The organism is Chryseobacterium angstadtii (genome assembly GCF_001045465.1).
In the GTDB taxonomy this organism is placed as follows: domain Bacteria; phylum Bacteroidota; class Bacteroidia; order Flavobacteriales; family Weeksellaceae; genus Chryseobacterium; species Chryseobacterium angstadtii.
Genome location: NZ_LFND01000001.1, coordinates 410,350 through 437,338, shown reverse-complemented (window position 1 = coordinate 437,338; position 26,989 = coordinate 410,350). Strand labels below are relative to the sequence as shown.

Below are 26,989 nucleotides of genomic sequence, written 5' to 3'. Positions count from 1 at the left end.
TACTAATTTTTTGAGTCTTGGGATTCGGGGTTCCGGATACGAGTTACGAGTTACGGGTTGCTAGTTTCGGGGAGTCTGGCATCTGATATCTGAAATCTGATGTCTAAAATAGTATTTTTTCGGGATACGGGATACGGGATACGGGATACGGGTTGCGAGGTTTCGGGTTTGGGGAAGTATGACGTCTGATATCTGGTGTCTGAAATCTGGTGTTAAGCATCTAAATAAAACATTTCATAGCTTACATTTCCGTCTAATTTCTATCTTTGTATTATGCTAAAGGATTTTAAACCAGTTTTAAAGATTTTGCTGAGGTTCATTGTCATCTATCTGGTGCTTCTTTTTGCGTACCAGTTTTATCTGAATGACAGTAAGGCATGTGGTCTGGATCCTTTTTCCAGACTGATTGCTGATCAGGTTGCCTCTATCCAGAAAGGGATTGGATATGCCACATTACAGTATGACGATGTGAAAAATGAACAGGTCTGGTTTTATGTAAAGAAAGTATATGTAACAAGAATGGTGGAAGGCTGCAATGCTGTTTCTGTAATGATTCTTTTTGTAGCTTTTGTATTTGCATTTTATAAAGGAGCCAAAACATTTGCCTTTGCTTTTGCAGGTCTTTTGTTGCTGTATATTATGAATCTTTTCAGAATTGTTGGATTGAATATTGTCATGAGAGATTATGTAGAGTATGGAAAAATGTTTCACGATTTTATTTTTCCGGCTGTGATCTATGGAACCGTGGTTGTTCTTTGGCTAATATGGATTAAACTGTTTGCACTGAAAAATGAAAATTCTTAACTGGCTTCTGGTCATAGCAGGAATCTGCGGTCTTATAGGGGTACGTGTGCTTGAAGACAGCATTTTCTATGATCCTTTTCTTGGTTATTTTCACGAGGCTAATAAGAATATTGCTTTTCCACAATTTGAATGGGGAAAACTTATTGCAGGGCATCTTTTCCGGTTTATTCTGAACCTTCTATTTTCATGCCTGATTATTCAATGTCTCTTTAAAAACAGGCAATGGACGGCTCAGGGAGCATTATTGATCGCCATTATTTTTGTGATTACGTTTCCGATCTATCTGTACTGCATCTATGATAAGTTTGAGGTGGGCTACCTTTTTTCCTTTTACATGAGAAGATTTGTGATCCAGCCGCTAATACTGCTTCTGATTGTGCCGATGTTTTATTACAGGAAGCAGTTGGAAATAGGTAAGGAGAAGTAAATTTTAGTTTCTGATAAGGTTTCGGGATGCGGGATGCGGGTTTCGTGGTCGCCGAGCCATTCAACTCCGGAACTCAAAAACACTCAGACACTCCAACTTCATCTACGTTATGAAAGTTTCGGGATACGGGTTTCGTGGTAGCTCAGCAATTCAACTCCGAAACTCAAAAACACTCCAACTCTCAAACCTAATCTACAGTATGTTTATCTACACTCGTTACATTTTCCGGGGTCCATTCTACACGCTTCACAAAATCTTTTTCACGGACAGGGCAGTCTTTAATCTGGCAGACAGAACATGACACTGTTTTGCAGTCGTCCATATGGAAATTAAATTCTACACTTCTCTTGGTATTTTTGGCCAAAAGAATAATCATTTTCTCCATTTCATTGTGAGCTTCTCGAAGGCTGTAGTACCAGGGTAGCGTAATATGCGCATCAATATGGAGATTGGCCCCGAACTGCTGAATTTTCATATTATGGACATCTATCCATTCTATTCTTCTGTTTTCTTCCAGCACTTTAATGATCTGGTTAAGGAGATCCGGATCCTGCTCATCCATGATTCCACTTAACGATTTTCTGACAATTTTATAGCCTACAAAAATTATATAAAGACCAAAAACAAGGGCTACAACAGAATCCAGCCAATAGATTTTTGTGAAATATACAACCACTAAACTCAATACCACGCCGAGTGTTGTTATGGTATCGGACTGAAGATGCTTCCCTGATGAAACAAGTACGAGTGAGTTTTCTGCCTGTCCTTTTTTAATGGAAATGTATCCCAGAAGATAGTTGACTACAGCAGTGGCAGCGATGATCCATATTCCCAGATCTATTTTGGACAGGGTTTTTCCTACAATAAGGCTGTTGATGCCTTCGTAGATGATCATGATGCCTGCGATGGCGATTAATGCTCCTTCAATACCGGAGGTGACAAATTCTACTTTTCCGTGTCCGTAAGGGTGGTCGTCATCTTTTGGCTTTGCTGCAAGATGCAGGGAATACAATCCCATAAATGCACTGATGACATTCACGACGCTTTCCATGGCATCGGAAAATACAGCATCGGAATTGGTAAGCTTCCAGGCAATGAGTTTTCCTACGAATAAGATAACTCCGAAAACGGCAATAAGCTTTTGGAAACCTATTTTGTCTTTGCTGGTAATGGTCTTTCTATTTTCCATAGTTTGATAAAAAAAAGAATCTCAATTCTGAGACTCTTTTTTATTTTGTTAGTTTAAACTAAGTTATTGGCTGCTAAATATTCTGCAATCTGTACAGCGTTTGTTGCGGCTCCTTTTCGCAGATTGTCTGCTACGATCCAGAGGTTGAGCGTTTTGGGCTGCGAGAGATCGCGTCTTATCCTTCCGACGAACACTTCGTCTTTCCCTTCGGAATATAGCGGCATTGGATATTCGTTGTTTTTTACGTTGTCCATTACGATTACTCCCGGTGTTTCAGATAAGATTTTTCTTACTTCATCAAGGTCGAATTCATTTTCAAATTCAATATTTACACTTTCTGAGTGTCCACCCTGAACCGGTACTCTTACTGCTGTTGCCGTAAGGTTGAACGTATCGTCACCTAAAATTTTCTTAGGCTCTTTCATCAGTTTAATCTCTTCTTTCGTGTAATCATCATCACTGAAGACATCACAATGAGGAAGGGCGTTTTTGAAGATTTGATAAGGATATACTTTATCAACATTTTCATTTCCGCTTATTTCACCGTTTAATTGGTCTACAGCAGCTTTTCCTGTTCCTGTTACAGACTGATACGTAGAAACGATCACTCTTTTCAGGTCATATTTTTTATTCAATGGCCCCAAAACCATTACCAGCTGAATGGTAGAGCAGTTCGGATTGGCAATGATCTTGTCTTCTTTGGTCAATACATCGGCATTAATTTCAGGAACTACCAGTTTTTTGGTAGGATCCATTCTCCATGCAGAAGAATTGTCAATTACCGTGGTGCCGGCTTCTGCAAAAAGGGGAGCAAATTCCAGGGAAGTACCTCCTCCGGCAGAAAAAATGGCGATATCCGGTTTGGCAGCTATAGCGTCTTTCATGCTTACAATCGTAAATTCTTCCTGTTTATACTTCACCTTCTTTCCTATAGATCTTTCGGATGCTACCGGAATTAATTCTGTTACAGGGAAGTTTCTCTCCTCCAAAACTTTCAGCATAACTTGTCCAACCATTCCTGTTGAACCTACTACAGCTACTTTCATTGATTTAATTAAAAATTTAAGGTTAAACTTTGACCGGGTTATCCACTCATTGTTGATAACTCAGTCCTTTATTTTTAAGCCCCAAAGACTTTTGTCCAGGGGAATGCGAATGCGAATAAACCTACAGCAATAAGTCCCATGATCACGATTCCCAGAGAAATTGTGTCATTAGATTTTACTTTCTTATTGATGATCGTCATCAATACAGCTGCAATCAGCATAGAGAACGGGTGTTCCACATATTGGAATCTCAGGTCAGCATTTTTCATGACCGATCCCATATCCAATCCTTTAGTGAAATTGATCACGAGCATAATGATTCCGATTAAAAACTGAACATGGAAGAAAATCATCGTAAAGAGGGTTGTCTTCTTTAAAAATTTGTTCACTTTACCACTGAAGCCAAACATAGTAGCTAAAAGGGCAATAATAAATAATGAGGCCAAAAGAAGCTCAAGATACCCGAATCCTTTGTGTGCACTAAGCAAAATTTTGTAAAAATCCATATTCAATTTTTTCTGTTTTTTCTAAACACAAATATAGCAAAAATCCCGGCGAAAAGCCGGGATAGATATTTATAAAATCTAATATTGTATTAGAATCTATATGAAAGTGAAGCTGCCCAAGTTCTTCCGAAACCGAAATAAACGTTGTTGCTAACATCTAAACCTTTGTAGAAATTTTTTGGATTGGCATTATAAGCATCCAGCTGTTGTTGAGCTGTTTGCCCACCTGCAATATCTTTAAAGTCTGAGAATGTTTTCTTAACTGATGATCTCAAATCTGAAATGTAAGTGGTATCAAATAAGTTATAGATATTCGCTGTAACGATTAGTCTGCTACCATTTTTCAAATTAAATGTATAAGAAGCTCCAACATCAGTAAGATTATAAGATGGTGCTTTTAAAGATCCTTTTTCTGCTCTGGCAGCAGGAATGCTTCCATCATCTTTAATAATATAGCTATTATTGATGCTAAATGTTCCGTATAAATTATCATAATATCTCCATGTACCGAAAATATCAAGGTTTTTAATAGGTCTAACTGTAGCTCCTAATGCAGCTGTTGTTTGTGCAGCGTCCCCAACTTTCAGTCCATCCAAAGCTAGAGTAACTTCGTCTTTCCCGTTTGTGGAAATTGGATCACCGTTTACGTCAGTTATTCTTCCTGTTGGATTGTTTTTGTATTTCCAGTTTCCTATAGAAAGCATTCCGTTAAACTCTAACCAGTCCAAAGGTTTGTAGAATGTTTCTAATTCAGCACCCATATGCACTTCTCTTACACCTGTCAAACTTGCAGTACCGTTTGTACCGATAGTATTATCAGCATTAGTATAAGTAATACCAGTAACACGAACAAATCTATCTTTCCAATCCGTATAATATCCATTCAGATTTGCTCTGAATTTTCCACTTTTGAATCCATAACCGATCTCAGCAGAAGATACTTTTTCGTTTCTTATATCTTTGTTCTCGATTTGTTGATACAAAGAACCAAATGTTTTTGTTGGTAAATTATATGGGAAAATAGCATTCTGATTTGGTTGTTTAGAATAAATACCCATATTTACGAAAACATTGTGGTGCTCATCGATGTTATAATTCACACCTGCTTTTGCATTATATCCAAATCTGAATTTTTGATCTGTTGTTTGGCTTACCGCTTGTCCTTGCTGTGTAGTAGATACACCAGTAGGAACGGCAGATGTTCCATCCCAAACCCACTTATCGATTCTTTGGTTGCTCTGCTCAGATGCAGAACCTTGAATGAATGCTGAAATTTTATCGTTTGTATATTCTACTTGTCCAAAAACTCCTCCCCAAAGAACTTTACCGTCGTAATTTCTATATACAATCTGTGATTTGTCTTTTACAGCAGTTGCAAACGGGTTTGCTGAAGGTGCTGCATCATATGATTGTGTAACGGTATAGTAAGGAGATTGGTTGAAGTTTCCTGCTTCACGATATTCTTTGTTTCCTAAGAAATCAGTAACAAGACCTGGGTGATAACCGTAGTAGTATCTTGCATCTAGACCTACTGAGAAGTTCCAGTTTTCGTTCACTTTATGTTGGAAATTAGATAGGATTCCATACCAGTCGTGTGAATTTACACTAGCTCTTCTGGTAATACCATTGGAACTTGTGCCAACAAAAGGAGTTTTATTATTTGCTCCGAAATCGGCTACTGTTTGTCCTGTGTTCCATGCATAAATATCATCAAAACGAATTAAACCGTCTGCTGATTTTGGCAATGCATTGATACCTTTTCCATTGATAGAACCTAAAATTCCAGTTCCACCACCTCTACCCCAAGATGCATATCCTACCGTGGATAATTTTGATTTTTCAGAAATGTTCCAGTCCCAGTTGATGGATGCAACAGGCTTGCTATAGAAATTTACACTTTGTGAATATTGTCTTCCGTTCAAATATCCCCAGTTAGAGTTGTATTTTCTGTTTGGTTTATCAGACAAAACACCGTCTAATCTTCCATCGCCCATATCTAAATCAGTTGCGATGGTGTTATTAAATGTTTGATTATGCCATTGTGGAGCTCCTGTGAAGGTAAATTGGAAATCATGCTTTTTGTTTGGCTGCCATCCAAGAGCAAAATAATAGTTGTACGCTTCAAAATCTGAACCGTCAATATACATAGCTCCGGCTGTTCTGCTCATCAAAAATGAAGTAGACCATCCTTTTGCAGATTTTCCTGTATTATAAGAAAATAGAGTTTTAAGATAACCATCATTACCAAGTCCCACAGTTACATTACCTTCTCTCTTTTTATCTGCTGCTCTTGTAACAATGTTAACTGTACCTCCAACAGAAGCAATTGCTAATTTTGAAGCTCCTAGACCTCTCTGTATCTGCATTGCAGAAGTTACATCAGAAAGCCCAGCCCAGTTAGACCAATATACTGTACCACCTTCCATGTCATTAATGGGAACCCCATTAATCATTACTGCGGTATTAGAAGTATCAAAGCCTCTTACGTTCATACGTCCGTCTCCAAAACCACCGCCACCTTTTGTAGCATAGATGGAAGGAGTTGTAGATAAAATCTCAGGGAATTCCTGATTCCCCAATCTTTGTACGATTTGTGCTTCTTTGATTGTCGAAACTGCTACCGGTGTTTTTCTATCTTTTGCGATATCAGCAACCCCAGTTAGTACAACTTGTTCAATGTCGTTGGATTTAGCTTTCACTGTATCCTGAACCTGTTGAGCATAATAGACGCTGGCTGTAGATAACGTAATCACTGCAGATAGCATCGATTTGTTGATTAATTTCATAATCGTTAGTAATAGTTAGATTTAATTTTCTGCAAAATTCGCGAAATAAAATTTAACTAATATTAACTGTATGTTAATTTTTACTCAATCTTAATAAGAATTAATGTGTTGAAAATCAGTACGATGAATAAAAATTGGTTTTTTACATGAAGAAAATCATATTATTGAGTTTTTAACAAATAGGGGCTGTTTTTATTAAAAATACAACGCTATTTCACTGCTTTGAGACTCAAATCGATATTTTCAGCAGAGTGGGTAAGGGCTCCCGCAGAGATATAAGTGACCCCTATTGAGGCTATATCTTTTAACATATCGCGGGTAATTCCGCCTGAGGCTTCAGACTCACAGGAACCGTTAATCATTTCTACGGCCTGTTTCATCGTAGGTACATCCATATTATCAAGCATGATTCTGTCTACTTTGGCTTTGATGGCTTCCTTTACTTCGTCCAGATTTCTTGTTTCAACCTCAATTTTTAACTTTTTCTTGGAATTTTTAACATAATCTTTCGCCATTTTTACCGCATTGGTAATGCTTCCGTTATAATCGATGTGATTATCTTTAAGCATAATCATGTCATAAAGACCGTATCTGTGATTGGTTCCGCCACCTATGGCAACTGCCCATTTTTCACATACTCTGAAATTAGGAGTGGTTTTTCGGGTGTCTAAAAGCTTGGTTTTGGTTCCTACCAATCTGGAATCCCAGTCGTGGGTGAGGGTAGCTATTCCGCTCATTCTTTGCATGCAGTTCAGAATAAGCCTTTCTGTGGAAAGAATAGACCGGGCGCTTCCCGTAACAGTTAAAGCGATATCTCCTACTTTGGCAGCTTCTCCGTCTTTAATAAATATCTCAACTTTTAAATCTTTATCAAAAGTTTTAAAAATAATTTCTGCCAGTTCAACACCTGCTAAAATGCAGTTCTGTTTTACCAGAAGTTTAGCACTTTGTTTCAGATCAGCCGGAATAGTAGAAAGGGTAGAGTGATCTCCATCCTGAATGTCTTCTTCCAGGGCATTTTTTATAAACGTTTTTAATACTTTATCTGTAGCGTAGCTTGGTCTTTTCATTATTTTTAATTTTAATAATAGTAAGATGCTTTTGTTCCGAATAACAAATCGTGGATTATAAAAAGCAAAATTACTTCATTTTCTTTAGCTTTCATTTTTTCAAACTCGATTTTATTTTTTATTCGAATATTGTTTTGATTGGTTGCTGAAAATTCTATTAAATATTTACCTCGGGGTCTAGATGAATATGGATTTTCGGAATAAAAAAAATATTTCCAGTTGAGGTTTTTCCAGTAATATTCCTGATGGTGAAAAAGAACTTTGTCTTTATTAAATTGCAGAATAGGATGTTGATGATTATTGATATAATAAAATGTTAATGGAAGCTGATTGTCATCAATAATTTCATCCGGATCAAATTGATCTTTTCCGAAATAATATGGCTTTCCCAATTCCAGGATATTGTATAACAAGTTTAAAGGAAGAGGATGCTTTGCCTTTGAAATAATGACTCTCTTCAGGTAATTGAAGAAATTTCTTCCGAATAATACAGCAACAACTCCTAGTATCCAGAATAGAAGATCACTTGAATCGTTAAATTTAACGACATAAAAAAGAGTGCAGAAAATACCTAAAATTACGAGTATAATTAAACCTCTTAGAAAATATAAAAGTTTAATAATTGTAAGAATTTTCAGTCTGAATATTTCCATTGACTTGCTTTAATTCCTTTAAGCCAAATCTTTATTATAAAATGCCCCCTTATTTTCCGTCATCTCTATAGACTGGGTAATGATGAGGTGGGCAACGGTTGTAAGATTTCTTAGTTCAGACAGCTGTGGCGAAAGAATAGAGTAGTGGTAAATTTCATCTACAGCGGCTGCGATCTCCTGATGTTTCTGCAAAGCCATATTCAAACGTCTGTTGCTTCTTACGATACCTACAAGGTCGCTCATCATTTCCTGAAGCTGTTTTCTGAGGTAGCTTACGATAACCATTTCATCCATAATTTTCATCCCTTCTTCATTCCATTCCGGAACGGCCTTCAGATCATCAAAATTGAAATTGTTTTCATTGAGAAGATCCACTGTTTTAATCGCTGCATTATGCCCGAAAACAAGACCTTCCAGCAAAGAGTTGGAAGCGAGCCTGTTCGCTCCGTGAAGTCCGGAATTGGTACATTCTCCTACAGCAAAAAGATTTCTGATGGAAGATTGTCCATCACGGTCTACTTCAATTCCTCCCATCAGATAATGGCAGGCAGGTACTACAGGAATCAGTTGGGTAAAAGGATCAATTCCTTCTTCTCTGCATTTTTTATAAATATTCGGGAAATGTTCAAGAAACTTTTCGTGATTCATTTCACGGCAATCGAGGCCGGCATATTCATCACCGGAAATTTTCATTTCGTTGTCAATGGCTCTCGCTACAATATCTCTTGAGGCTAATTCTTCACGCTCATCATATTTGTGCATGAATTTTTCGCCTTTCTTAGTTCTTAATTTAGCACCATCCCCTCTTACAGCCTCAGAAATCAGAAAAAGCATTCCATTGATCTTGCTGTATAATGCCGTAGGGTGAAACTGGTAGTACTGCATATTCGAAACTTTTCCTTTGGCACGGGCAACGAAAGCAATTCCGTCTCCGGTGGCAATGGTAGGATTCGTGGTATTTTTGTACACATGGCCTGCACCTCCGGTGGCTGCCAATGTAATTTTTGAAGTGATTTTTTTGATGATTTTTGATTTTTCATCAAGGATATAAGCGCCATAGCAGTTGATATCACCTTCGCTTACTTCTTTTCCCGGAACATGGTGCTGGGTAATGATATCAATAACGTAATGATGATCAAGGATTTCAATATTCGGGCTGTTTTTTGCCGTTTCCAGCAGCGCTCTTTCTATTTCAAATCCCGTAATATCTTTATGGTGTACAATTCTGTTTTCGGTGTGTCCGCCTTCTCTTCCCAAAGCAAATTGCCCGTTTTTCATATCGAAATTGGCACCCCATTCTACAATTTCATTGAATCTTGCCGGAGCTTCCCTTACCACCATTTCTACCACATCGCGTTTGTTTTCTCCGTCTCCGGCACGCATGGTGTCTTCAATATGCTTCTCGAAATTGTCATTTTTAAAGTCGGTGACTACGGCCAGCCCGCCTTGCGCATACTTAGTGTTGCTTTCGTCCTCGTCAGATTTGGTTACGATGATGATTTTAGCATCAGGGAGCTGTTCAGACACTTTAATGGCATAGGAAAGTCCCGAGATGCCGGAACCAATTACTAATACATCCGCTTTTATCATAGGCTTGCTTTAGGTACAATCATTTAAATATTAAATAAATTTAAACAATTTTTCGTTTGGTTTTCTTACTTTTTTCATGTGCTGGAAAGGATCTTCCTCAGAACGGTAGCCTAAAGCGAGGGTAACGGTTACTTTTTCTGTTTCCGGATTTATATTCAGGATTTCTTCTATCAGATCCTGGCGGAAGCCTTCCATAGGGCACGAGTCTATACTTTCAATAGCGGCGGCATACATGAGATTGGCCAATACTATATAAGACTGCTTTTCAGCCCAGTTGAAAATTTCATCCTGTGTTTTTTGGGTAATATGCTGGTTAATGCTTTTTCTGAAAAGATCAAGGTTCTCAATGGGGGTTTCCCGTACTTCAGAAATATGATTGAAATAACCATGGATATAATTCTCCTCAATACTTTTCTTCGAAATGATCACAATAAGATGCGAGCAGGTGGAGATTTGAGACGGATTATAGAAAGCGGGAATTAATTTCTGTTTCATTTCCTCACTTTCAACCACAATGATCTTGTAGGGCTGAAGTCCAAGTGAACTGGCAGACAGTTTTCCTGACTCAAGAATGTTGTGCAGTGTGTCCTGAGGAATGATTTCGTGATTAAATTTTTTCACAGAATATCTTCTGCTTAAAGCTTCCAAATAATTCATAGGACAAATTTAAGAATTGAATGCGAATAAAGGGTGCTTAAAATGAAATATCTCCCTTCACAAAAAAACAAAAAAAGATCACTCCACATTCGGAGTGATCTCAGGGTATTTAAAATAATCAATTTAAATTTTAGTCTCTGTTTTTTACCATAATCCAACCCGAGAATTTGATTGGTGTATTTTTACTGTTGTTTTCATTCCATGTGATAGAATACCAGTAATTTCCGGTAGGAACTTTTTTACTTCCGTTCGTAGTGCCGTCCCACGTGTATCTGTTGGATTTATCAGCCTGGAAAAGTTTATATCCGTATCTGTCGAAGATTCCGATTTCCAGATTTTTTTTGTTAGCCAGTGCAGAATAATCAATAGCATCATTTACACCGTCTCCGTTTGGAGTGATCACATTGATAAGATTAGGAACCGTGATGTTGATTTCAATAGGCTCACAATCATAGTCATCTTTTACATAGATTTTCGTCTCACCTCTGGCAACATTGGTGAATATATTGGAATCCTGCCAGCCTATATTATCCATTGAATATTGATATGGCGGGGTTCCTCCGTTCACAAATACGGTTACGGTACTTCCTGAAATGTCAATATTGGTCACTACCGGTTGTTCAGAAGCATACACTTTTACGGATTGTAATGAGGTACAGTCTCCGGTTTTTAGTTTTACCCAATACGTTCCTACTCCTACATTGTTGATAGCTTGCGTTGTGGCGCCGGTGCTCCAAAGATAGCTGTTGAATCCAGGACCTGCATCCAGTGTGGTTTTATCTTCAATACAGATGATTTTATCCTTCAGAACATTAGAAAGAACCGGGGCTGTAACCGTTAATGTAATTTTTGCAATGGAATAACATCCCTGTGCATTGAATACTTTTGCATAAACTACTCCTGATGGAGCATCATAGGTTAGGAAATTTAATATTTCATTAGTTCCGCTTTCAGCATCAGCCAGAGATTTGTAATATTTTTTCGGAGCATTTCCTACCGTTACCGGTGCATTGTTCAGATTGAATGTTCCTAGTGAATGATTGGTTTCAAGGAAACATGTTCTTAAAGAAGCATCGGTTACGACTACTACCGGGTGCAGGTTCAATGTCACTTTTGCTGTGCTGACACATCCCTGTGGGGTTGTCACTTTTGCAAACAGTACAGCTGCTCCTGATGCATATGCAGTAGGATTCGGGATCTGGTTGATTCCTGCATTCAGATCAAACATCGTGTTGTAAAACTGCATGGTAGCTCCCGGTACATTGGTGAGGGCTGCAGTAGTAAGGTCAAATGTTGCTGTCCCTGCATTGTTATTGTTACATCCCGTGAGTGTTGCATCTGTTGCGGCAAATGGTGTCGGATTAAGCTGTATAACTCCGTCCCCATTGTCGCAGAGCGTAGAGCTTGGGTCCTTAATGACGACTTTAATGGTTGTATTGCCTGAATAAGGGAAGCTCGTTGGATTGGTGATAGGTGTCGGGCTTCCTAAAACATAATAAGTAAACAGATAGTTTGCAGGATTGTTTACAAACTGTGCGTTGAAAGAGGTAAGATCCACTGTTCCGGTACCTGTAGCCGGATTGGTACATACAAATGGTGTAACGGTGGCATTCAGGATAGGAACTTTATCCACATATACTTTCACATTCTTGATGGAGTGTCTTGCACTTGCTCCTCCTGTTGCAGCAGAAAAACCAAAGTATCCCTGTGTCATTCCCACTGCTCCTCCGGATGGCGCAAATGATTGGTCAACAATAAGAACGCCGTCAAGTCTGATTTTTATAATCCAGTTCGTAGGGTTCATAAGATCCGTTTCGCCGTTTACTTCAACATGTTTAAAGGTCGGGCCTACGAAAGGCTGTGTAGTGATCAGATCCGGAGAGTGAAAAGTACTGTTCGGTGTATTGTTGAATTCAATATTATTTCCGGCCGTATTATTGGTTCCGTACAGTAAATGTATTTTACTCATCTGGCCTTCTGTGGTATTGTTGAAGATATCAAATCCTACCATAAGCCCGGATGCATTTGCCGGAATTCCAAGTCCTCCTCCGGATACAAAACCTGTTGGAGGGTTTACCAGATACCAGAAAGTGAATCCGTCTCCCCTGCCGAATTGTGTGGTTCCGTTTCCATCAATTCTAAAATCAAATTCCACCTTCCATTTATCACAATAACTTAATGTGATAGGGTCTGCCAGTGTTATAGCTCCGAATAAGCCGGTGTTATCTGTAGTAAGCCGGATAAAATCGTTGTCAACAGCTGCATTTGAAACAAGGTTCCATCCTGTGGTATTAACGGGGTTTCCTGCAAGCTGATAGGTCTGGGCAGACAGCTGTCCTGAAAAACTAAGTAGTGTGATTAAGTAATAAATGAGTAGTTTTCTTTTCATGAAGCGAGTTGGTTTAAGGTTATCGATATAAATATATTTATTTTGTTTTCTTATATATAATGAATAATTGTCAATTGTTTGGTTTAAATTGTCAATTTTAAGTTAATATTTATGGAATAATATTACTAATAAAATAATATTCTCTTTTTAGTGTATTAGATAAAAAAATAAACTAATAATTTGTTTGTTATTGATTTTATTAAAAAAATCACCCCAATTAAGGAGTGATTTTTAGTATTTCAGATTATTCTCTGTTTTTTACCAATACCCAGCCTGTATATTGAGTCGGGGTATTGTTTTTGTCATTTTCGTTCCAGGAGATAGAGTACCAGTAAGTTCCTGTAAGGATTTTTTTACCAAAAGCAGTTCCGTCCCATTTGTAGTTTCTTGTTTTGTTGGCTTCGTAAAGTTTATTGCCATATCTGTCATACACTATGAAAACAAGATTCTTCTTGTAAGCCAGTGCAGAATAATCAATAAAGTCGTTTACGTTGTCTCCGTTAGGAGTAATGGCATTGATTAGATTAGGGACAGTGATCTGTACTTCAACAGGCGTACAGTTGTAAAAATCTTTAACGTAAACTCTGGCTTCTCCTCTGTGAAGCCCCGAGAAGGTATTGGAGTCCTGCCAGTCGACACCATTCAAAGAATACTGATAAGGTGGCGTTCCACCGGATACATTGACTGTAATGGTGGTGTTATTGATATCAATACTCGTAACAACCGGGTTCGCAGACGCAATCACTTTTACCGTCTGCAGGGTAATACAGTCGCCTGTTTTTAGTTTTACCCAGTAAAGACCTACGCCTACATTTTGGATAGAAGGTGTGGTACCTCCGGTACTCCATTCGTAAGCGTTGAAACCAGGACCTGCATCCAGGTTCGTTTTCCCGTCTATACAGATTATTTTATCTTTTAAAACCGTAGACATTACAGGAGGAAGTACAATAAGATTCACTTTGGCCAGAGCAAAACATGCATTGGAATCAGTTACCTTTACATAAATTGCCGTGCTTACAGACATGTATTGCAATGGATTTACAATTTCATTGGTTCCGCTGAGAGCATCTGCTATAGAAGTATAATATTTCTTGGTATAGCCGTTTATCAGGGTTGTTACATTGGCAGAAGTAAGATCAAACACAGCGTTCGTAATATTGTTCTGCAGGAAACATGAACGCAGTGTAGCCTCTTGTACCGGTGTGTCCGGATAAAATGCCAGGGTAATTTTTGCATTACCTGTACATCCCAAAGGGGTAGTCACTTTTACATATACGCTTCCTGCCGCCGAAGTGTAACTGCCGGGATTAAGTATCTCATTTGTTCCTGCATTCAGGTCGTTCAGAGTTCTGTAGTATTTTTTAACCGCGTTGATCCCGCCGGTTACATCTGCTGCATTGAGGTTGAATACTCCGTTTCCTATCCTGTTATTATTACAGGTAGTTAACGTTTTATCAGTCAGCAGAAGAGGAGCGAGGACAAGCTGTATTTTCCCGTCCGGATTATCACATAGTATTCCTGCATTATCTTTTACAATGACCGTAACATTTGTATTGGCATTGAACTGAAAATTCGTAGGGTTGGCAATAGGAGTCACCCCTTGCAGATAGGTGAATGTGTAGTTGGTAGGGTTGTTTACAAATTGAGGGTTGAAAGTCGTTAAGTTCACCGTGCCGAATCCTGTTGTGGGGTTTGGACAGAAAGACTGGGTTACCGTATTTTGAAGAATAGGAACTTTATCTGTGTAAATTTTTACATTTTTAATAGAATGTCTTGATCTTGCACCTCCTGTAGAAGCCGAAAACCCAAAATATCCTACAGTCATTGCTGCAGCAGTTCCGGAAGGAGCGAAAGACTGATTGCAGATCACTGTTCCGTCAATGGTAATTTTTACAATCCAGTTGACAGGATTAGCAGGATCTACTTCGGCGGTTACTTCAACATGTTTAAAAGTAGTTCCCTGAAATGGCTGGGTAGTATTCAGATCCGGAGAGTGAAAGGAACTTCCCGGTACATTGAAGAACTCTACGTTGTTGTTGTCGGTTGTATTCTGAACCTGTCCGTAAGCAACATGTACCTTGCTCATCGTAGCCGTTGTGGTATTGTTGTACGTGTCAAACCCTACAATAAAGCCAACAGCGTTTTGGGAAACACCAAGCCCTGAGCCTAATACACTGGCAACGGGAGGGTTGGCAAGATACCAGAATGCAATTCCGTCCCCGTTTGAAGTCTGGTTGGAATCCATTCTGAAATCAAATTCTACTCTCCATTTGTCGCAGTATTTTAAGTTAATCGGGTCGTTAAGTCTTATGGATCCGGATTGATTATTTGTATCCGGGGTAAGTTGGACGAAGTCTCCGTTTACTTGTGTAGGAGCTACCATTGTCCATCCGGTAGTATTCACTGGATTTCCGGAAAGTTGATAGGTTTGGGAAAACAATCCTCCTGATAAAAAGAGCAAAAGGAGAAAAATATAAGGTAGGAGAAATTTATTCATTGAATTGGGATTACTTTATATTAGATGATGTAAATATATTAAATCCCAATTAATTAATGTGTATTTAATGTTAATTTCACTAAAATTATAGTAATATTTCAATAAAAAAGACCTTAAATCAGATAATGTCGTATGTAATGCGTATCAATTTATATTGATTAAAAAAGAGAATTGCTTTCTAATCCTTCAAAATAAGAGTCAATCTCAAGGTCGGATGAATTGGCGGCAGCAACAGCAAGCTTGTCGCAAAGTTCATTTTCGAAGTGTCCGGCATGACCTTTTACCCAATGCATTTTTGGGGTATGCTTATTATACATCTCAATGAATCTTTTCCAGAGATCCGGATTTTTTACATTTTTCCATCCTCTTTTAATCCATCCTGAAATCCAGTTTTGATTCACGGCATCAGCTACATATTTGCTGTCTGTATAAATGTGGATGTCGTTTTCCGAAGACTTTAGTTTTTCCATGGCGGTAATTACAGCCAAGAGTTCCATTCTGTTGTTGGTGGTCTTTCTGAAGCCTTTGGAGAATGTTTTCTGATAATTTTTTTCAGGAACACGCATGAGAATTCCGTAACCTCCTTTTCCGGGATTTCCGCTGCATGCACCGTCGGTATATATTTCTATTCTCAAAAGCTGTATGTAAAAATAGTATTCTGTTTAAAATAATAAGGAATACAGGATTGTTATTAAATGTAAATGCTGTGCGTTTTAGAATGGGAAGTCATCGTCATCATCGAAATCATTCATAGAAGATCCTGATAGTTTTGAGCTGTCCGGAAGATCAAATGCCGCACCCGGCTGAATCGTAGTTTTAATTTTATCAAAACCGCTTGGCTCATTGGATCCGAAATTGGAAGGATAGCCACCTAAACCACCATCAAAAGCCGCTTCAATATCTCCGAATTTTGCAAAATGTTTTAAGAATGAAAGCCTCACATCAGCGGTAGCACCATTCCTGTGCTTGGCAATAATCAGCTCGGCCTGGTTTTCCGTTGATGTTTCCTGACCTTCTTCATCATTATCCCAAACGGCAATTTTATAGTATTCCGGTCTGAAAATGAATGATACGATATCCGCATCCTGCTCAATCGCTCCTGATTCCCTAAGGTCAGAAAGCTGAGGTCTTTTTCCCGGACGGGCTTCCACACTTCTCGACAGCTGGGAAAGTGCAATCACAGGAACGTTAAGTTCTTTGGCAATCGCTTTTAAGGAACGTGATATCATGGAGATTTCCTGTTCACGGTTTCCGACTCCTTTTCCTCCGCCTCCGGCAGTCATCAGCTGAAGGTAGTCGACCATGATGAGTCTTACCCCGTGCTGCATCACCAGTCTTCGGCATTTTGCACGGAAGTCGAATATCGAAAGGGAAGGCGTTTCGTCTATAAAAAGTGGAGCATTTTCCAGTTCAGATACATTGGAGAACAGTCTCTGCCATTCTTCATCATCCAAAGTTCCTTTTCTCAGTTTTTCGGAAGAAATTTTTGTTTCGGAAGCAATCATCCTGGTGATAAGCTGTACCGATGCCATCTCCAGAGAGAAAAGTACCATAGGGATTTTGTGTCCTACGGCAATATTTCTGGCCATGGATAGAAGGAATGCTGTTTTCCCCATCGCCGGACGTGCCGCAATAATGATAAGGTCGGAATTCTGCCAGCCTCCGGTTTCTTTGTCAATATCCCTGAATCCTGAAGGAACTCCGGAAAGACCTTCTTTATCTTTTAGGGATTTGATAGTGTCAATGGCTTGTTTTACCAATGAATTGGCTGTATCAAATCCTTTTTTGATAGTTCCGTTGGTGATTTCAAAGAAAGATTGTTCAGCTTTGTCCAGAAGTTCAAATACATCTGTAGATTCTTTATAGGAAGAATCAATCACATTGGCAGAAACATTAATAAGGCTCCTTAAAATATATTTTTCAAGAATAACACGTACATGGTATTCTATATGGGCAGATGAACTTACTCCCATCGTAAGATCTATGATGTAATGATCTCCTCCTGCTGAACTTAATTTATCTTCTTTTTTCAACTCCTGAATAATCGTCATCAGATCTACAGGATGGTTACCTTCATAAAGCTTTAAGATGGTGGAAAAAATAACCTGATGTCTTGGGTCGTAAAATACTTCCGGAGTAAGGAGGTCAATAGAGTGGTCCAGTCCCTTTTTATCTATCAAAAAAGTTCCTATAACCAGTCTTTCAAAATCTACAGCATTGGGAGGCATTTTTCCATCCGCAATAGACAGCTCTTTTGCAAAGTTTCCGTGTGTAAGGGATGATAATGTTTCTTTCTGCGCCATGGTGCAAAGATAGTTTATTTAAAAAAATAATAACTAACAAGTTACCAGCATTCCTCTGAAGGTGTTATGAACAGAATACAAAAAGACGTTGGCGAAAATGTAGGGGGTCAAAAATATAAATTTTTCAATAAGTAACAGTCTGTATGATGAAAATGATTCATATTTTTTTATTTTTCTAATGTTGGGGGGATAGCCATAAGCCAGCTGGAAAATAAAAGCACAAAAAAAGACTGTCATTACCGACAGTCTTTTTTATGTGTTATAAGAAATTAATTATTCTTTATTTTTTACCAGTATCCAGCCTGAATATTTCGTTTCGGTACCGTTCTTATCATTCTCGTTCCATGAGATCGTGTACCAGTAAGTTCCTGTAGGGATTTTCTTACCGGAAGCCATTCCGTCCCACTTATAGTTTCTTATTTTGTTGGCCTCATAAAGTTTGTTTCCGTATCTGTCATACACAATGAAGACCAGATTTTTCTTATAAGCCAGTGCAGAATAATCAATCTCGTCATTTATCTTATCTCCGTTCGGAGTAATCGCATTGATAAGATTAGGAACTGTAATGGTAATCTGGATTGGGTTACAGTTGAAAGAATCTTTCAGGAATACTTTATTGTCTCCTCTAGGAAGCCCGCTGAAAACATTGGATTCCTGCCAGTTAACACCGTCTGTTGAATACATATAAGGAGGAGTTCCGCCTGAAGCATTTACCGTGATGGTATTGTTACTGATTTCTACACTTGAAATTACCGGCTGCTGAGAAGCAAAAACAGTTACAGTCTGTAGTGTAAAGCATTTTCCTGTTTTCAGTTTTACCCAATAAACACCGATACCTACATTATTGATCGCTTGTGTGGTAGCACCTGTGCTCCATTCATATCCGTCAAATCCAGGTCCTGCATCCAGTGTGGTCTTCGCTTCAGCGCAGATGGTTTTGTCTTTCAGAACTGCAGATTTTACAGGAGGAAGAACTTTCAGTGTAATTTTAGCAATAGCATAACACTGGTTGGCATTGGTTACTCTTACATATACATCCGTGCTGGTTGTAACGTAAGCATCCGGATTGGTAATAGGGTTGGTTTCCGCTTTAGCATCGTTCAGTGTTTTATAGAACTTTTGCGTTTGGCCTGCTATCATGCCTACGTCTGCTTTGGTAAGATCAAATTTAGCCTGTGTGATATCATTTTCGATATAACATTCCTGTAGAGTAGCATCTTTTAACGTTACAACAGGGTGGAAAGACAGGGTAATGTTTCCTACAGCCGTACATCCGAACGCAGAAATTACTTTTGCATACACTATTTTCTGTGCAGAAATGTAGTTGGTCGGGTTTGTAATTTCATTGGTATCTGCATTTAGGTCAGCAAGGGTAGGATAGTATTTTTTGGTACCTCCGGTAAAGACATCTGCTGTTGTAAGATCAAATTTTCCGGTTCCTTCCCCATTGTTGTTACATGCAAAAATAGTGGCGTTCCTCGCAGTGATGCTGGCATTTACAAATTTAAACTTACCGCTTATGAAGCATTTGTTGATCACATTGTTAGGATCGACAGGATCCAGATATCGGATTCTGTAGTAATAGTCGGTGGTTGCATTTACCGTAGCAATGGTTAGAGGATCGTCTCCTGTAACTACATCATTGGTGTTGTCATGGTAAGTAACTTTGAAGTTAGGACTGTTACCATTAATAATTCCGGCAGTAAGAGTATCAAAGTTAAATTGTGAAGGAAGCCCACATACCATAATCGTTGTTGGATCAGTAGGGGCTGCTCCTGGTATACCCGGAGGAATGAATGGATTGGGAGCCAGAGTAGGATTATTAAATGCAGAGCTTAAAGTAGCTGTACCGCCCCAAATCAATCTAAATCCATCAGGAGAACTTTCAAAATTGTCTACAATAAGATAGTAGGTTTGTCCCGCTACAACATCCATATAAGGACTCCATTCTCCTTGGTTACCAGCAGTTCCGGTACCGTTGGGAGCTCCGGGAGGTGGAATGTTCAGGCTAAGTCCGGTATCTCCGTTAGGTACTCTACCAGCATAGTTACATCTGATAGGTGTTACAAAAGTACCATTGGTGTTTAAAGAGGTGCATCCATTAGTGGTAGGGCCATATATAGCAAAATCGTAATCATCTGTATTTACATTAGGATCAATGGTAAATGATAATGTACCTGATGTTGCTATCGTAAAAGTATACCATACCGAGAAGTTTTCATTTCTACCCAAACATCCGGCTGCAGATAAATTTTCCTGAATAGTTCCATGTCCGGATGGAGTATAGGAGATATCAGAGTTTCCGCAGAGTGGAATAGCCGAAACACAATCGGACTGTGCGTAAAACACCTGTGTTATGAATAAAATTAAAAAAAGTAATGTTTTTTTCATGTTTAAAATGATTTTTGTGAAACAAGATTTGAGAAAATAAATAAGTTATCAGCATTTATGAGGAAAAACCGCTCCGGAGAGCGGTTTTTTGATTATAAATTATTCTCTGTTTTTTACCATTACCCATCCGGAGAATTTGAATGGCGTATTCTTTTTGTCATTTTCATTCCATGTTACAGAATACCAGTATGTTCCTGTTGGAATCTTTTTACCGGCTACAGTTCCGTCCCACTTATATCCGTTAGACTTATCAGCCTGGTGGATTTTTGTGCCATATCTGTCAAAGATACTTAATATTAAGCTTTGTTTTCCTGATAATGCAGAATAGTCTATCACATCATTCACGCCGTCTCCGTTTGGAGTAATTACGTTGATAAGATTAGGTACTACAACATTGATTTCAATAGGCTCACAGTCATAGGCGTCTTTTACGTATACTTTGTGATCTCCTCTGGAAATATTGGTGAATACATTAGAATCCTGCCAGTTGATATTGTCCATAGAATATTTGTAATCCGGAGTTCCTCCGATAACATTTACGGTGATCGTTGTATTGGAAATGTCAATGTTTGAAACAACCGGCTGGTCTGAAGCATATACTTTTACATTTTGTAAAGTAATACAGTCTCCTGTCTTTAGCTTAACCCAGTAAGTTCCTACAGCTACATTGTTGATAGCTTGAGTAGTTGCTCCCGTACTCCATTCGTAACCGTTGAATCCAGGTCCGGCATCCAGCGTTGTTTTATCTTCAATACAGATTATTTTGTCCTGTAAAACATTTGAGTAAACAGGCGAAAGTACGGTTAATGTTACTTTAGCAATCGAATAACATCCCTGTGCATTGAATACTTTCACATAAACAACCCCTGTTGGAGCATCATAGGTAAGGAAGTTTAATATTTCATTGGTTCCGCTTACTGCGTCAGCCAGAGATTTGTAATATTTTTTCGGAGCATTTCCTACAGTTACAGGCGCATTGCTCAGATTAAATGTTCCTAAAGAATGATTGGTTTCAAGGAAACAAGCTCTTAAAGATGCATCCGTAACCACTACCAGAGGATGGAATCTTAGCGTGATTTCAGCAGTTGCCGTACATCCGAATTCATTAGTTGCTTTTACAAATACTCTTCCTTCTGCCGATACAAACTGATAAATGGCAGGGCTTGTAATTTCATTTGTCCCCGCATTCAGGTCAAACATAGTAGGATAATACTTCAATGTATGAGTAGGTCCTGCTCCTACTGCTGCCGTGGTAAGATCAAACAGTGCAGTGCCGGAACCGTTATTGCTACAGCTGGTAAGCGTGGCATTAGTTAAGGCAAAGTTGCCATCCCTGAATTTGAATCTTCCTGTAATAAAACAGCCATTCCTCGGGTCGTTAGGGCTTGTAGGATCCTGATAAACAATTCTGTAAAAATAAGTAGTCGGAAGGTTGACCAGTTCAGTGGTCACAGGGTTCCCTCCTGTAATGGCATCATTGGTGCTTTTATGGTAAGATACCTTGAAATTTGGACTGTTACCATTAATGATTCCTACACTCAATGACGTAAAGTTAAATGGAGTAGCCAGTGAACATACCGTTACCTCGTTTGGATTTGCAGGGTTAGCTGCAGGAAGCCCAGGCGTAGTAAAAGGGTTCGGAGACAAAGCAGGATCATTGAATGCAGAACTTAAACTTGCAGTACCAGACCAGGTTAATGAAAACCCATCCGGAGAACTTCTATAGTTATCTACAACAAGATAATAAGTTTCACCCGCCTGAACTACCATATGCGGGCTCCATTCTGCCTGGTTTCCAGCACTTCCGTTGGTGTTTGGCGGTGGTGGCGGCGGAATAGTCAAAAGTAAACCTGTATTCCCCTGAGAGGCACCTGTTCCGTTGAAGTTACATCTTACCGGTGTCACAAAAATATTGTTGTTATTCAACGAAGTACAGCCGTTTGTTGTAGGGCCATACACGGCAAAGTCGTAGTCATCCGTGTCAATAACAGGGTTGATAACAAATGCCAATGTCCCGGAAGTGGCTGCCGTAAAAGAATACCACACCGAAAAGTGTTCATTTTCCGTGTCACTCAGGCATGAGTTTACCCCAATGCCTTCCAGTATATTTCCCGGCCCGGAAGGAGTGTAAGAGATGTCAGAGTTTCCACAGACAGATATTGCACTAATACAATCTGACTGAGCATATAAGATGCGTGAGCAGACGATTAGAAAAATGAGTAATGTTTTTTTCATAAAGGGGGATTTAATAAAAAACAAATATAAAAAATTATTAAAGTTAAATTAAAGTTTTTGTGATATATTTAATAGAATGAGGATATTATTGTTTAATAATTCATTTTTCTCAGCTTGGGATTTGTACTTGCTACAAGAAGAGCAACCAGTACAGTCATGCTCCCTCCAAACACTACAGACCTTACTACGCCTAGTAATTTGGCCATCAGCCCGCTTTCAAACTGTCCCATTTCATTGCTTGACATGATGAAAATGGAATTAACGCTCAGTACACGTCCTCTGATGTGGTCAGGGGTCTTCAGTTGAACAATAGTTCCCCGGATAACCACCGAAATTCCATCAAGCATTCCGCTCATCACAAGAAACATAAAGGAAAGCCAGTAAAGCTTAGACAAACCAAAACCAATAATACAAAGCCCGAATCCGGTTACCGCAATCAAAAGAATTTTCCCCTGGTTTTTTCTTAACGGAACAATAGATAAAAGAGTGATGATGCACATGGAACCTATATCTGATGCGGCATTCAAAAGACCGAAACCTTCAGCTCCGGCATCCAGAATATCGGTGGCAAAGACCGGAATCATAGCCACTGCTCCTCCGAATAAAACCGCAAACATGTCAAGACATAAGGCTCCTAAAATTTCTTTGGTTTTAAAGATGTAAGAAATTCCCTCGCGCATACTTTCAATAACTTTAACTTCTTCTTTTTTATATTCAGAATGCTGTTGTTTCAGCTGCCAGAAGAATAAAGAAGCAATAAATATTAATGAAATAATGACGATAAGTGTCCATTTTACGCCGAATAACCCGATAAGAAGTCCTCCGGCAGCATGTCCGCAGACTGAAGAGATCAGAAACGTAGCCTGATTCAGGGTAATGGCATTCGGAAGATTTTCCTTTTTTACAATTTTCGGGATCATAGAAGGAACAATAGGTCCTATGAAAGCCCTTGCTATCCCGGTGAAAAATATCACTCCATAAATAAAGTAGGTGATTTCATGTCCGTTGAAATGCATTTCTACATTAAAAAATGCAGGAATTAGCAACAGCCCGATCAGGAAAATATAGGTGTAATTACAGATCAGAAGAAGCCTTTTCTTTTCATTCATATCAATAACATGTCCCGCATACAAGGCACAGCTTACCGCAGGGATTACTTCCGAAAGACCTATCAGGCCTATTGAAAACGGATCTTTTGTTAATTGATATACCCACCATCCCAATAAAGTTGCGAGCATTCTGAAAGCTAAAACAATAAAAAATCTTCCGGTAAGAAGATTCCTGAATTCAACATTTTGCAATGTTTTTAACGGCGTAAGAGAAATCATGCACAAAAATAGCCTTAAATATTTATTTAAGGCCGTTTATATGCTGGTTTTTTAAATGATAAATCAAATAGGTTCCGAAAGATAAAATCTATTTTAGTCCGCTCTCAAAGAACTGATGACGATAGCAGCAACACCTGCCGCACCAATTACGGTAGCTCCTGCTGTTACTCTGGCTTTGGATCTGTCTTTTACGGCTGCTACATTGGCTTTTGGAATAATCACCTCTGTGCTGTCTTTTTTTCCGGCAGTTCCTATAAGGTTATCACCGTCAATATTTCGAAATAGCATTTTCTGTTTTGGAGAACCATCTTTCATGGTAACAACATACATTTTTCCAGCCTGAAGGTTGGAATAATTGTTTTTTGAAACATCCTCACTGTACTTTGTGGTAGCGCAGGATGAAATGACAAATAAAGATGTTAGTAAAGATGATTTTAAGAATACAGATGCTTTCATTATTATTATTTATTTTCCCAAATTTATAATTTTTTTTGAATATATGTTTTTTGAATTGAAAAAATATCTTTAAAGTTTATAAATTTCTAATAGATCTGCAATTTTTCTGTCATTGGCCAGTCTTGGTGTTTTATTCTGTCCTCCAAGCTTGCCCTGAGATTTTGCATACTCATGAAAAGCATTTTTTTTCAAAACAGAAATATGGAGAGGCTGAAGAATATTTCCCGAAATAAGATCATCATAGTAAGTATTTCTCTCCCGGAGTTCACGGTCAAGCTGAAGTCTGAACAATTCCCTGTTTTCTGGTTCCTTTTCAAACTCAATCAGCCATTCGTGATAGGGAAGTCCTTCGGCAGGATTCACCTGTGGGGCAAGATGAAACTCTGTGATCTGAGCAGGATATTTTTCCAAAGTGGCTTTCATCGCTTCTTCTACTTCAAAAGCAATTACGTGTTCCCCAAAGGCAGATGTAAAATGCTTAGTTCTTCCGCTTACCAAAATCTTGTACGGATCTTTATCAATAAACCGCACAACATCTCCTATCGAATAGGCCCATAAACCTGAGTTTGTGGTAAGAATCAGAGCGTAATCTTTATTAATTTCTACCTCTTTTAAGGTTAATCTTCGCGCTCCCGGCTTGCCATAATCTTCAAGAGGAATAAATTCATAGAAAATCCCATGGTTGGTCAGCAACAGCAATCCTTCTTTAGTATAATCGTCCTGGAAAGCAAAAAAGCCTTCAGATGCAGGAAATGTTTGAATAATGTCTACTTTTCCACCGAGCAGATCTTCCATTTTATCCCTGTACGGCTCATAATTCACACCTCCGGTTACCAGAAGCTGAAGATTAGGGAAAAGCTGTTTGATTTTCTTGCCGTGTTTTTCGGTAAGTTTTTCGAAATACATAATCAGCCATGGCGGAATTCCTGAGATCAGCGTCATATTTTCATGTTCCGTCTCTTCAATGATCTTATCTACTTTTGCTTCCCAGTCTTCCATGATGTTTGTTTTCCAGCTTGGAAGCCTGTTTTTTTGAAGATAGGCAGGGATATGATGGGCCACAATTCCGGAAAGTCTTCCCGTTTTTATTCCAAAAACCTCTTCCATTTCCGGACTTCCCTGAAGAAAGATCATTTTTCCGTTCACAAAATCAGCATTGTTTTTCTGTGCTATATAATGGAACAATGCACTTTGTGCACCGGCAATCTGAAAAGGCATTCCCTCCTTTGAAATAGGAATGTATTTTGAACCGGAAGTTGTTCCGGAGGTTTTTGCAAAATATTCGGGAGTTTCTGTCCAGAGAATATTGGCCTGGCCTTTTTTTACTCTTTCGATGTAGGGTTTTAGATCTTCATAGTCTGCAACGGGTACTTTTTCCTGAAATTCTTTGATGGAATGAATATTCTCAAAATCATGTTCTCTTCCAAAAAGCGTTTTCTGGGCTGTCTTTACGAGAGACAACAAAAGCGTTTCCTGATTCTTTTCTGAGTTTTTTTTGAATTCCCCGGTTTTCTGAACATGTTTTTTTGCCCAGACAAGCGCCGCATTTTTCTTGAAGAAGTTTAACATGCCTCAAATTTATAAATAAGTAGAGAATATGAAATCATTTTGATTCAGATATGCCACAAAAAAAACCGATGAATGAGTTTCATCGGTTCTTCGAAATTTGATTATGAAAATAACAACTATATGTTAAAGTTTACTTGTTTTCTTTGTACCTCTTATCCGGAGTACCGTCTTTTTTCAGCTTTTTGTTCTCTTTATATCTTTTGTCCGGAGTTCCGTCCTTTTTCATTTTGGCTGCCGGCTGAGCGGGTTGCGCTGTTTTAGCAGCAGGTTGTGTTACTTTAGCTGCCGGAGCTTTTACAGCTTTTGTAGTTGGATGAGGAGCTGAGGCAGTAGCCGGAGCAGTCTGTTGAGCAGTTGCAAAGCCTAGTCCTAATGCTAGAGACATTGCTGTTAATAATTTTTTCATGAGGGTGTATGGTTTATTTTTTCTTGAGTAAAGATATACAAAAAACGGGCTGGAAAATAGGTATTTACAACCTTAACTAAAGTTTATTACTGATTAAAAAAAACTTAAAGCAGCTGTTGAAAGAATAAAATAAGCCTGCTTTCATGAGGAAAACAGGCTTTGATATAGGTATGAATAGTTGGTTTATCGGGTACAGTTGGCGGTCCATGTTTTACCGTCTTTTCCATAAAGGATTTTCAGTTCGTTATTGTCTATTCTGATATAGCTTGTAGCATTGGAACCTACCATCACCAGAGTATTGTCTCCCTGCTTCTGAAACTCCACTCCGTTAAGATCCGGGATGCCATCAGAGAAGGCAAAATTATATTTCGTGCCGCTGGCAATTTTGGTTACAAATACGCTTCCGTTATCTTTGGTGTTACTTGTAGTCCCGTCATTATACGAAATTTTTCCTTTGTATGTTCCTGCAAAGAAGTCATTGTTGGCCGGATCATCATCCTTACTGCACGAGGCAAATGATAGCGTGGTCATCAACACCAGCATAAAAATTCCTAAGATTTTGATTGCTTTTTTCATAATTCTATTTCTTTAAAAGTTTGGATAGGGTGAAATTGCCAAACATTATGCCATGTAGATGTTTCTGCTTTTTTTTAACTTTTAATTAAGTAATTTGATGAAAAATTAAGA

The 26,989-nt window shown here is 38.7% G+C and carries 21 protein-coding genes; 2 read left to right on the top strand and 19 right to left on the bottom strand.

Annotated features, from left to right (window positions below; all coding sequences use genetic code 11):
- Positions 1–273 precede the first annotated feature (273 nt).
- Both xrtF and ACM46_RS01905 read left to right on the top strand, forming a co-directional pair.
- Positions 274–804, top strand: coding sequence for an exosortase family protein XrtF (gene xrtF / locus ACM46_RS01910; RefSeq protein ID WP_048504923.1), 531 nt, complete (start codon positions 274–276; stop codon positions 802–804).
- Positions 791–1,231, top strand: coding sequence for an exosortase F system-associated membrane protein (locus tag ACM46_RS01905; RefSeq protein WP_048504922.1), 441 nt, complete (start codon positions 791–793; stop codon positions 1,229–1,231). Before xrtF ends, ACM46_RS01905 begins: the two co-directional genes overlap by 14 nt.
- A 187-nt stretch (positions 1,232–1,418) precedes the next feature.
- Here the strand turns inward: ACM46_RS01905 and ACM46_RS01900 are convergent, their stop codons facing one another.
- From ACM46_RS01900 to ACM46_RS01810, 19 genes are all read right to left on the bottom strand, one after another.
- A complete protein-coding gene (locus ACM46_RS01900; RefSeq protein ID WP_048504921.1) occupies positions 1,419–2,420 on the bottom strand; it encodes a cation diffusion facilitator family transporter in 1,002 nt (333 codons plus the stop codon).
- A 53-nt stretch (positions 2,421–2,473) separates the two neighbouring features.
- Positions 2,474–3,466 (bottom strand): aspartate-semialdehyde dehydrogenase, encoded by a 993-nt coding sequence (locus tag ACM46_RS01895; protein ID WP_048504920.1) that lies wholly within the window; start codon positions 3,464–3,466, stop codon positions 2,474–2,476.
- A gap of 74 nt (positions 3,467–3,540) precedes the next feature.
- A complete protein-coding gene (locus tag ACM46_RS01890) occupies positions 3,541–3,972 on the bottom strand; it encodes a hypothetical protein (protein ID WP_048504919.1) in 432 nt (143 codons plus the stop codon).
- Between the two features lie 89 nt (positions 3,973–4,061).
- Positions 4,062–6,758 carry a TonB-dependent receptor gene (locus tag ACM46_RS01885; RefSeq protein ID WP_048504918.1) on the bottom strand — a complete coding sequence of 899 codons (2,697 nt, stop codon included), beginning with the start codon at positions 6,756–6,758 and terminating at the stop codon, positions 4,062–4,064.
- A gap of 209 nt (positions 6,759–6,967) precedes the next feature.
- Positions 6,968–7,828, bottom strand: coding sequence for a carboxylating nicotinate-nucleotide diphosphorylase (nadC, locus tag ACM46_RS01880; RefSeq protein WP_048504917.1), 861 nt, complete (start codon positions 7,826–7,828; stop codon positions 6,968–6,970).
- Positions 7,829–7,839: 11 nt separating this feature from the next.
- On the bottom strand, positions 7,840–8,481 hold the full coding sequence (locus ACM46_RS01875) for a hypothetical protein (RefSeq protein WP_048504916.1): 642 nt from the start codon (positions 8,479–8,481) through the stop codon (positions 7,840–7,842).
- Positions 8,482–8,499: 18 nt separating this feature from the next.
- Positions 8,500–10,071, bottom strand: a complete 1,572-nt coding sequence (gene nadB / locus ACM46_RS01870; RefSeq protein WP_048504915.1) for an L-aspartate oxidase — start codon at positions 10,069–10,071, stop codon at positions 8,500–8,502.
- Between the two features lie 30 nt (positions 10,072–10,101).
- Entirely contained in the window at positions 10,102–10,728 is a 627-nt protein-coding gene (locus ACM46_RS01865) for an NAD(P)H-dependent oxidoreductase (protein ID WP_048504914.1), read from the bottom strand.
- A 130-nt stretch (positions 10,729–10,858) separates the two neighbouring features.
- Positions 10,859–13,117 carry a T9SS type B sorting domain-containing protein gene (locus ACM46_RS22755; RefSeq protein WP_053082658.1) on the bottom strand — a complete coding sequence of 753 codons (2,259 nt, stop codon included), beginning with the start codon at positions 13,115–13,117 and terminating at the stop codon, positions 10,859–10,861.
- Positions 13,118–13,361: 244 nt separating this feature from the next.
- A complete protein-coding gene (locus ACM46_RS22750) occupies positions 13,362–15,614 on the bottom strand; it encodes a T9SS type B sorting domain-containing protein (protein WP_053082657.1) in 2,253 nt (750 codons plus the stop codon).
- Positions 15,615–15,772: 158 nt separating this feature from the next.
- Positions 15,773–16,249: a ribonuclease HI gene (gene rnhA / locus ACM46_RS01850; RefSeq protein ID WP_048504913.1), complete on the bottom strand. Its 477-nt coding sequence runs from the start codon at positions 16,247–16,249 to the stop codon at positions 15,773–15,775.
- 78 nt (positions 16,250–16,327) lie between these two features.
- Positions 16,328–17,917, bottom strand: coding sequence for a replicative DNA helicase (gene dnaB, locus ACM46_RS01845; protein WP_048504912.1), 1,590 nt, complete (start codon positions 17,915–17,917; stop codon positions 16,328–16,330).
- A 273-nt stretch (positions 17,918–18,190) separates the two neighbouring features.
- Positions 18,191–20,308: a T9SS type B sorting domain-containing protein gene (locus ACM46_RS01840; RefSeq protein WP_048504911.1), complete on the bottom strand. Its 2,118-nt coding sequence runs from the start codon at positions 20,306–20,308 to the stop codon at positions 18,191–18,193.
- A gap of 99 nt (positions 20,309–20,407) precedes the next feature.
- Positions 20,408–22,543: a T9SS type B sorting domain-containing protein gene (locus tag ACM46_RS01835; RefSeq protein ID WP_048504910.1), complete on the bottom strand. Its 2,136-nt coding sequence runs from the start codon at positions 22,541–22,543 to the stop codon at positions 20,408–20,410.
- Between the two features lie 92 nt (positions 22,544–22,635).
- Positions 22,636–23,871 carry an MFS transporter gene (locus ACM46_RS01830; protein WP_048504909.1) on the bottom strand — a complete coding sequence of 412 codons (1,236 nt, stop codon included), beginning with the start codon at positions 23,869–23,871 and terminating at the stop codon, positions 22,636–22,638.
- A 93-nt stretch (positions 23,872–23,964) separates the two neighbouring features.
- On the bottom strand, positions 23,965–24,327 hold the full coding sequence (locus ACM46_RS01825; RefSeq protein WP_048504908.1) for a hypothetical protein: 363 nt from the start codon (positions 24,325–24,327) through the stop codon (positions 23,965–23,967).
- A 69-nt stretch (positions 24,328–24,396) separates the two neighbouring features.
- Positions 24,397–25,896, bottom strand: a complete 1,500-nt coding sequence (locus ACM46_RS01820; protein WP_048504907.1) for a GH3 auxin-responsive promoter family protein — start codon at positions 25,894–25,896, stop codon at positions 24,397–24,399.
- 130 nt (positions 25,897–26,026) lie between these two features.
- Complete coding sequence (locus ACM46_RS01815) at positions 26,027–26,302, bottom strand: hypothetical protein (RefSeq protein ID WP_048504906.1); 276 nt, start codon at positions 26,300–26,302, stop codon at positions 26,027–26,029.
- A 183-nt stretch (positions 26,303–26,485) separates the two neighbouring features.
- Positions 26,486–26,878: a hypothetical protein gene (locus tag ACM46_RS01810; RefSeq protein ID WP_048504905.1), complete on the bottom strand. Its 393-nt coding sequence runs from the start codon at positions 26,876–26,878 to the stop codon at positions 26,486–26,488.
- Positions 26,879–26,989 lie beyond the last annotated feature (111 nt).

Bases quoted from the DNA above. Each gene is read 5' to 3' on its own strand.
- xrtF (WP_048504923.1), top strand. From the start codon at position 274: ATGCTAAAGGATTTTAAACCAGTTTTAAAGATTTTGCTGAGGTTCATT.
- ACM46_RS01905 (WP_048504922.1), top strand. From the start codon at position 791: ATGAAAATTCTTAACTGGCTTCTGGTCATAGCAGGAATCTGCGGTCTT.
- ACM46_RS01900 (WP_048504921.1), bottom strand. From the start codon at position 2,420: ATGGAAAATAGAAAGACCATTACCAGCAAAGACAAAATAGGTTTCCAA.
- ACM46_RS01895 (WP_048504920.1), bottom strand. From the start codon at position 3,466: ATGAAAGTAGCTGTAGTAGGTTCAACAGGAATGGTTGGACAAGTTATG.
- ACM46_RS01890 (WP_048504919.1), bottom strand. From the start codon at position 3,972: ATGGATTTTTACAAAATTTTGCTTAGTGCACACAAAGGATTCGGGTAT.
- ACM46_RS01885 (WP_048504918.1), bottom strand. From the start codon at position 6,758: ATGAAATTAATCAACAAATCGATGCTATCTGCAGTGATTACGTTATCT.
- nadC (WP_048504917.1), bottom strand. From the start codon at position 7,828: ATGAAAAGACCAAGCTACGCTACAGATAAAGTATTAAAAACGTTTATA.
- ACM46_RS01875 (WP_048504916.1), bottom strand. From the start codon at position 8,481: ATGGAAATATTCAGACTGAAAATTCTTACAATTATTAAACTTTTATAT.
- nadB (WP_048504915.1), bottom strand. From the start codon at position 10,071: ATGATAAAAGCGGATGTATTAGTAATTGGTTCCGGCATCTCGGGACTT.
- ACM46_RS01865 (WP_048504914.1), bottom strand. From the start codon at position 10,728: ATGAATTATTTGGAAGCTTTAAGCAGAAGATATTCTGTGAAAAAATTT.
- ACM46_RS22755 (WP_053082658.1), bottom strand. From the start codon at position 13,117: ATGAAAAGAAAACTACTCATTTATTACTTAATCACACTACTTAGTTTT.
- ACM46_RS22750 (WP_053082657.1), bottom strand. From the start codon at position 15,614: ATGAATAAATTTCTCCTACCTTATATTTTTCTCCTTTTGCTCTTTTTA.
- dnaB (WP_048504912.1), bottom strand. From the start codon at position 17,917: ATGGCGCAGAAAGAAACATTATCATCCCTTACACACGGAAACTTTGCA.
- ACM46_RS01840 (WP_048504911.1), bottom strand. From the start codon at position 20,308: ATGAAAAAAACATTACTTTTTTTAATTTTATTCATAACACAGGTGTTT.
- ACM46_RS01835 (WP_048504910.1), bottom strand. From the start codon at position 22,543: ATGAAAAAAACATTACTCATTTTTCTAATCGTCTGCTCACGCATCTTA.
- ACM46_RS01830 (WP_048504909.1), bottom strand. From the start codon at position 23,871: ATGATTTCTCTTACGCCGTTAAAAACATTGCAAAATGTTGAATTCAGG.
- ACM46_RS01825 (WP_048504908.1), bottom strand. From the start codon at position 24,327: ATGAAAGCATCTGTATTCTTAAAATCATCTTTACTAACATCTTTATTT.
- ACM46_RS01820 (WP_048504907.1), bottom strand. From the start codon at position 25,896: ATGTTAAACTTCTTCAAGAAAAATGCGGCGCTTGTCTGGGCAAAAAAA.
- ACM46_RS01815 (WP_048504906.1), bottom strand. From the start codon at position 26,302: ATGAAAAAATTATTAACAGCAATGTCTCTAGCATTAGGACTAGGCTTT.
- ACM46_RS01810 (WP_048504905.1), bottom strand. From the start codon at position 26,878: ATGAAAAAAGCAATCAAAATCTTAGGAATTTTTATGCTGGTGTTGATG.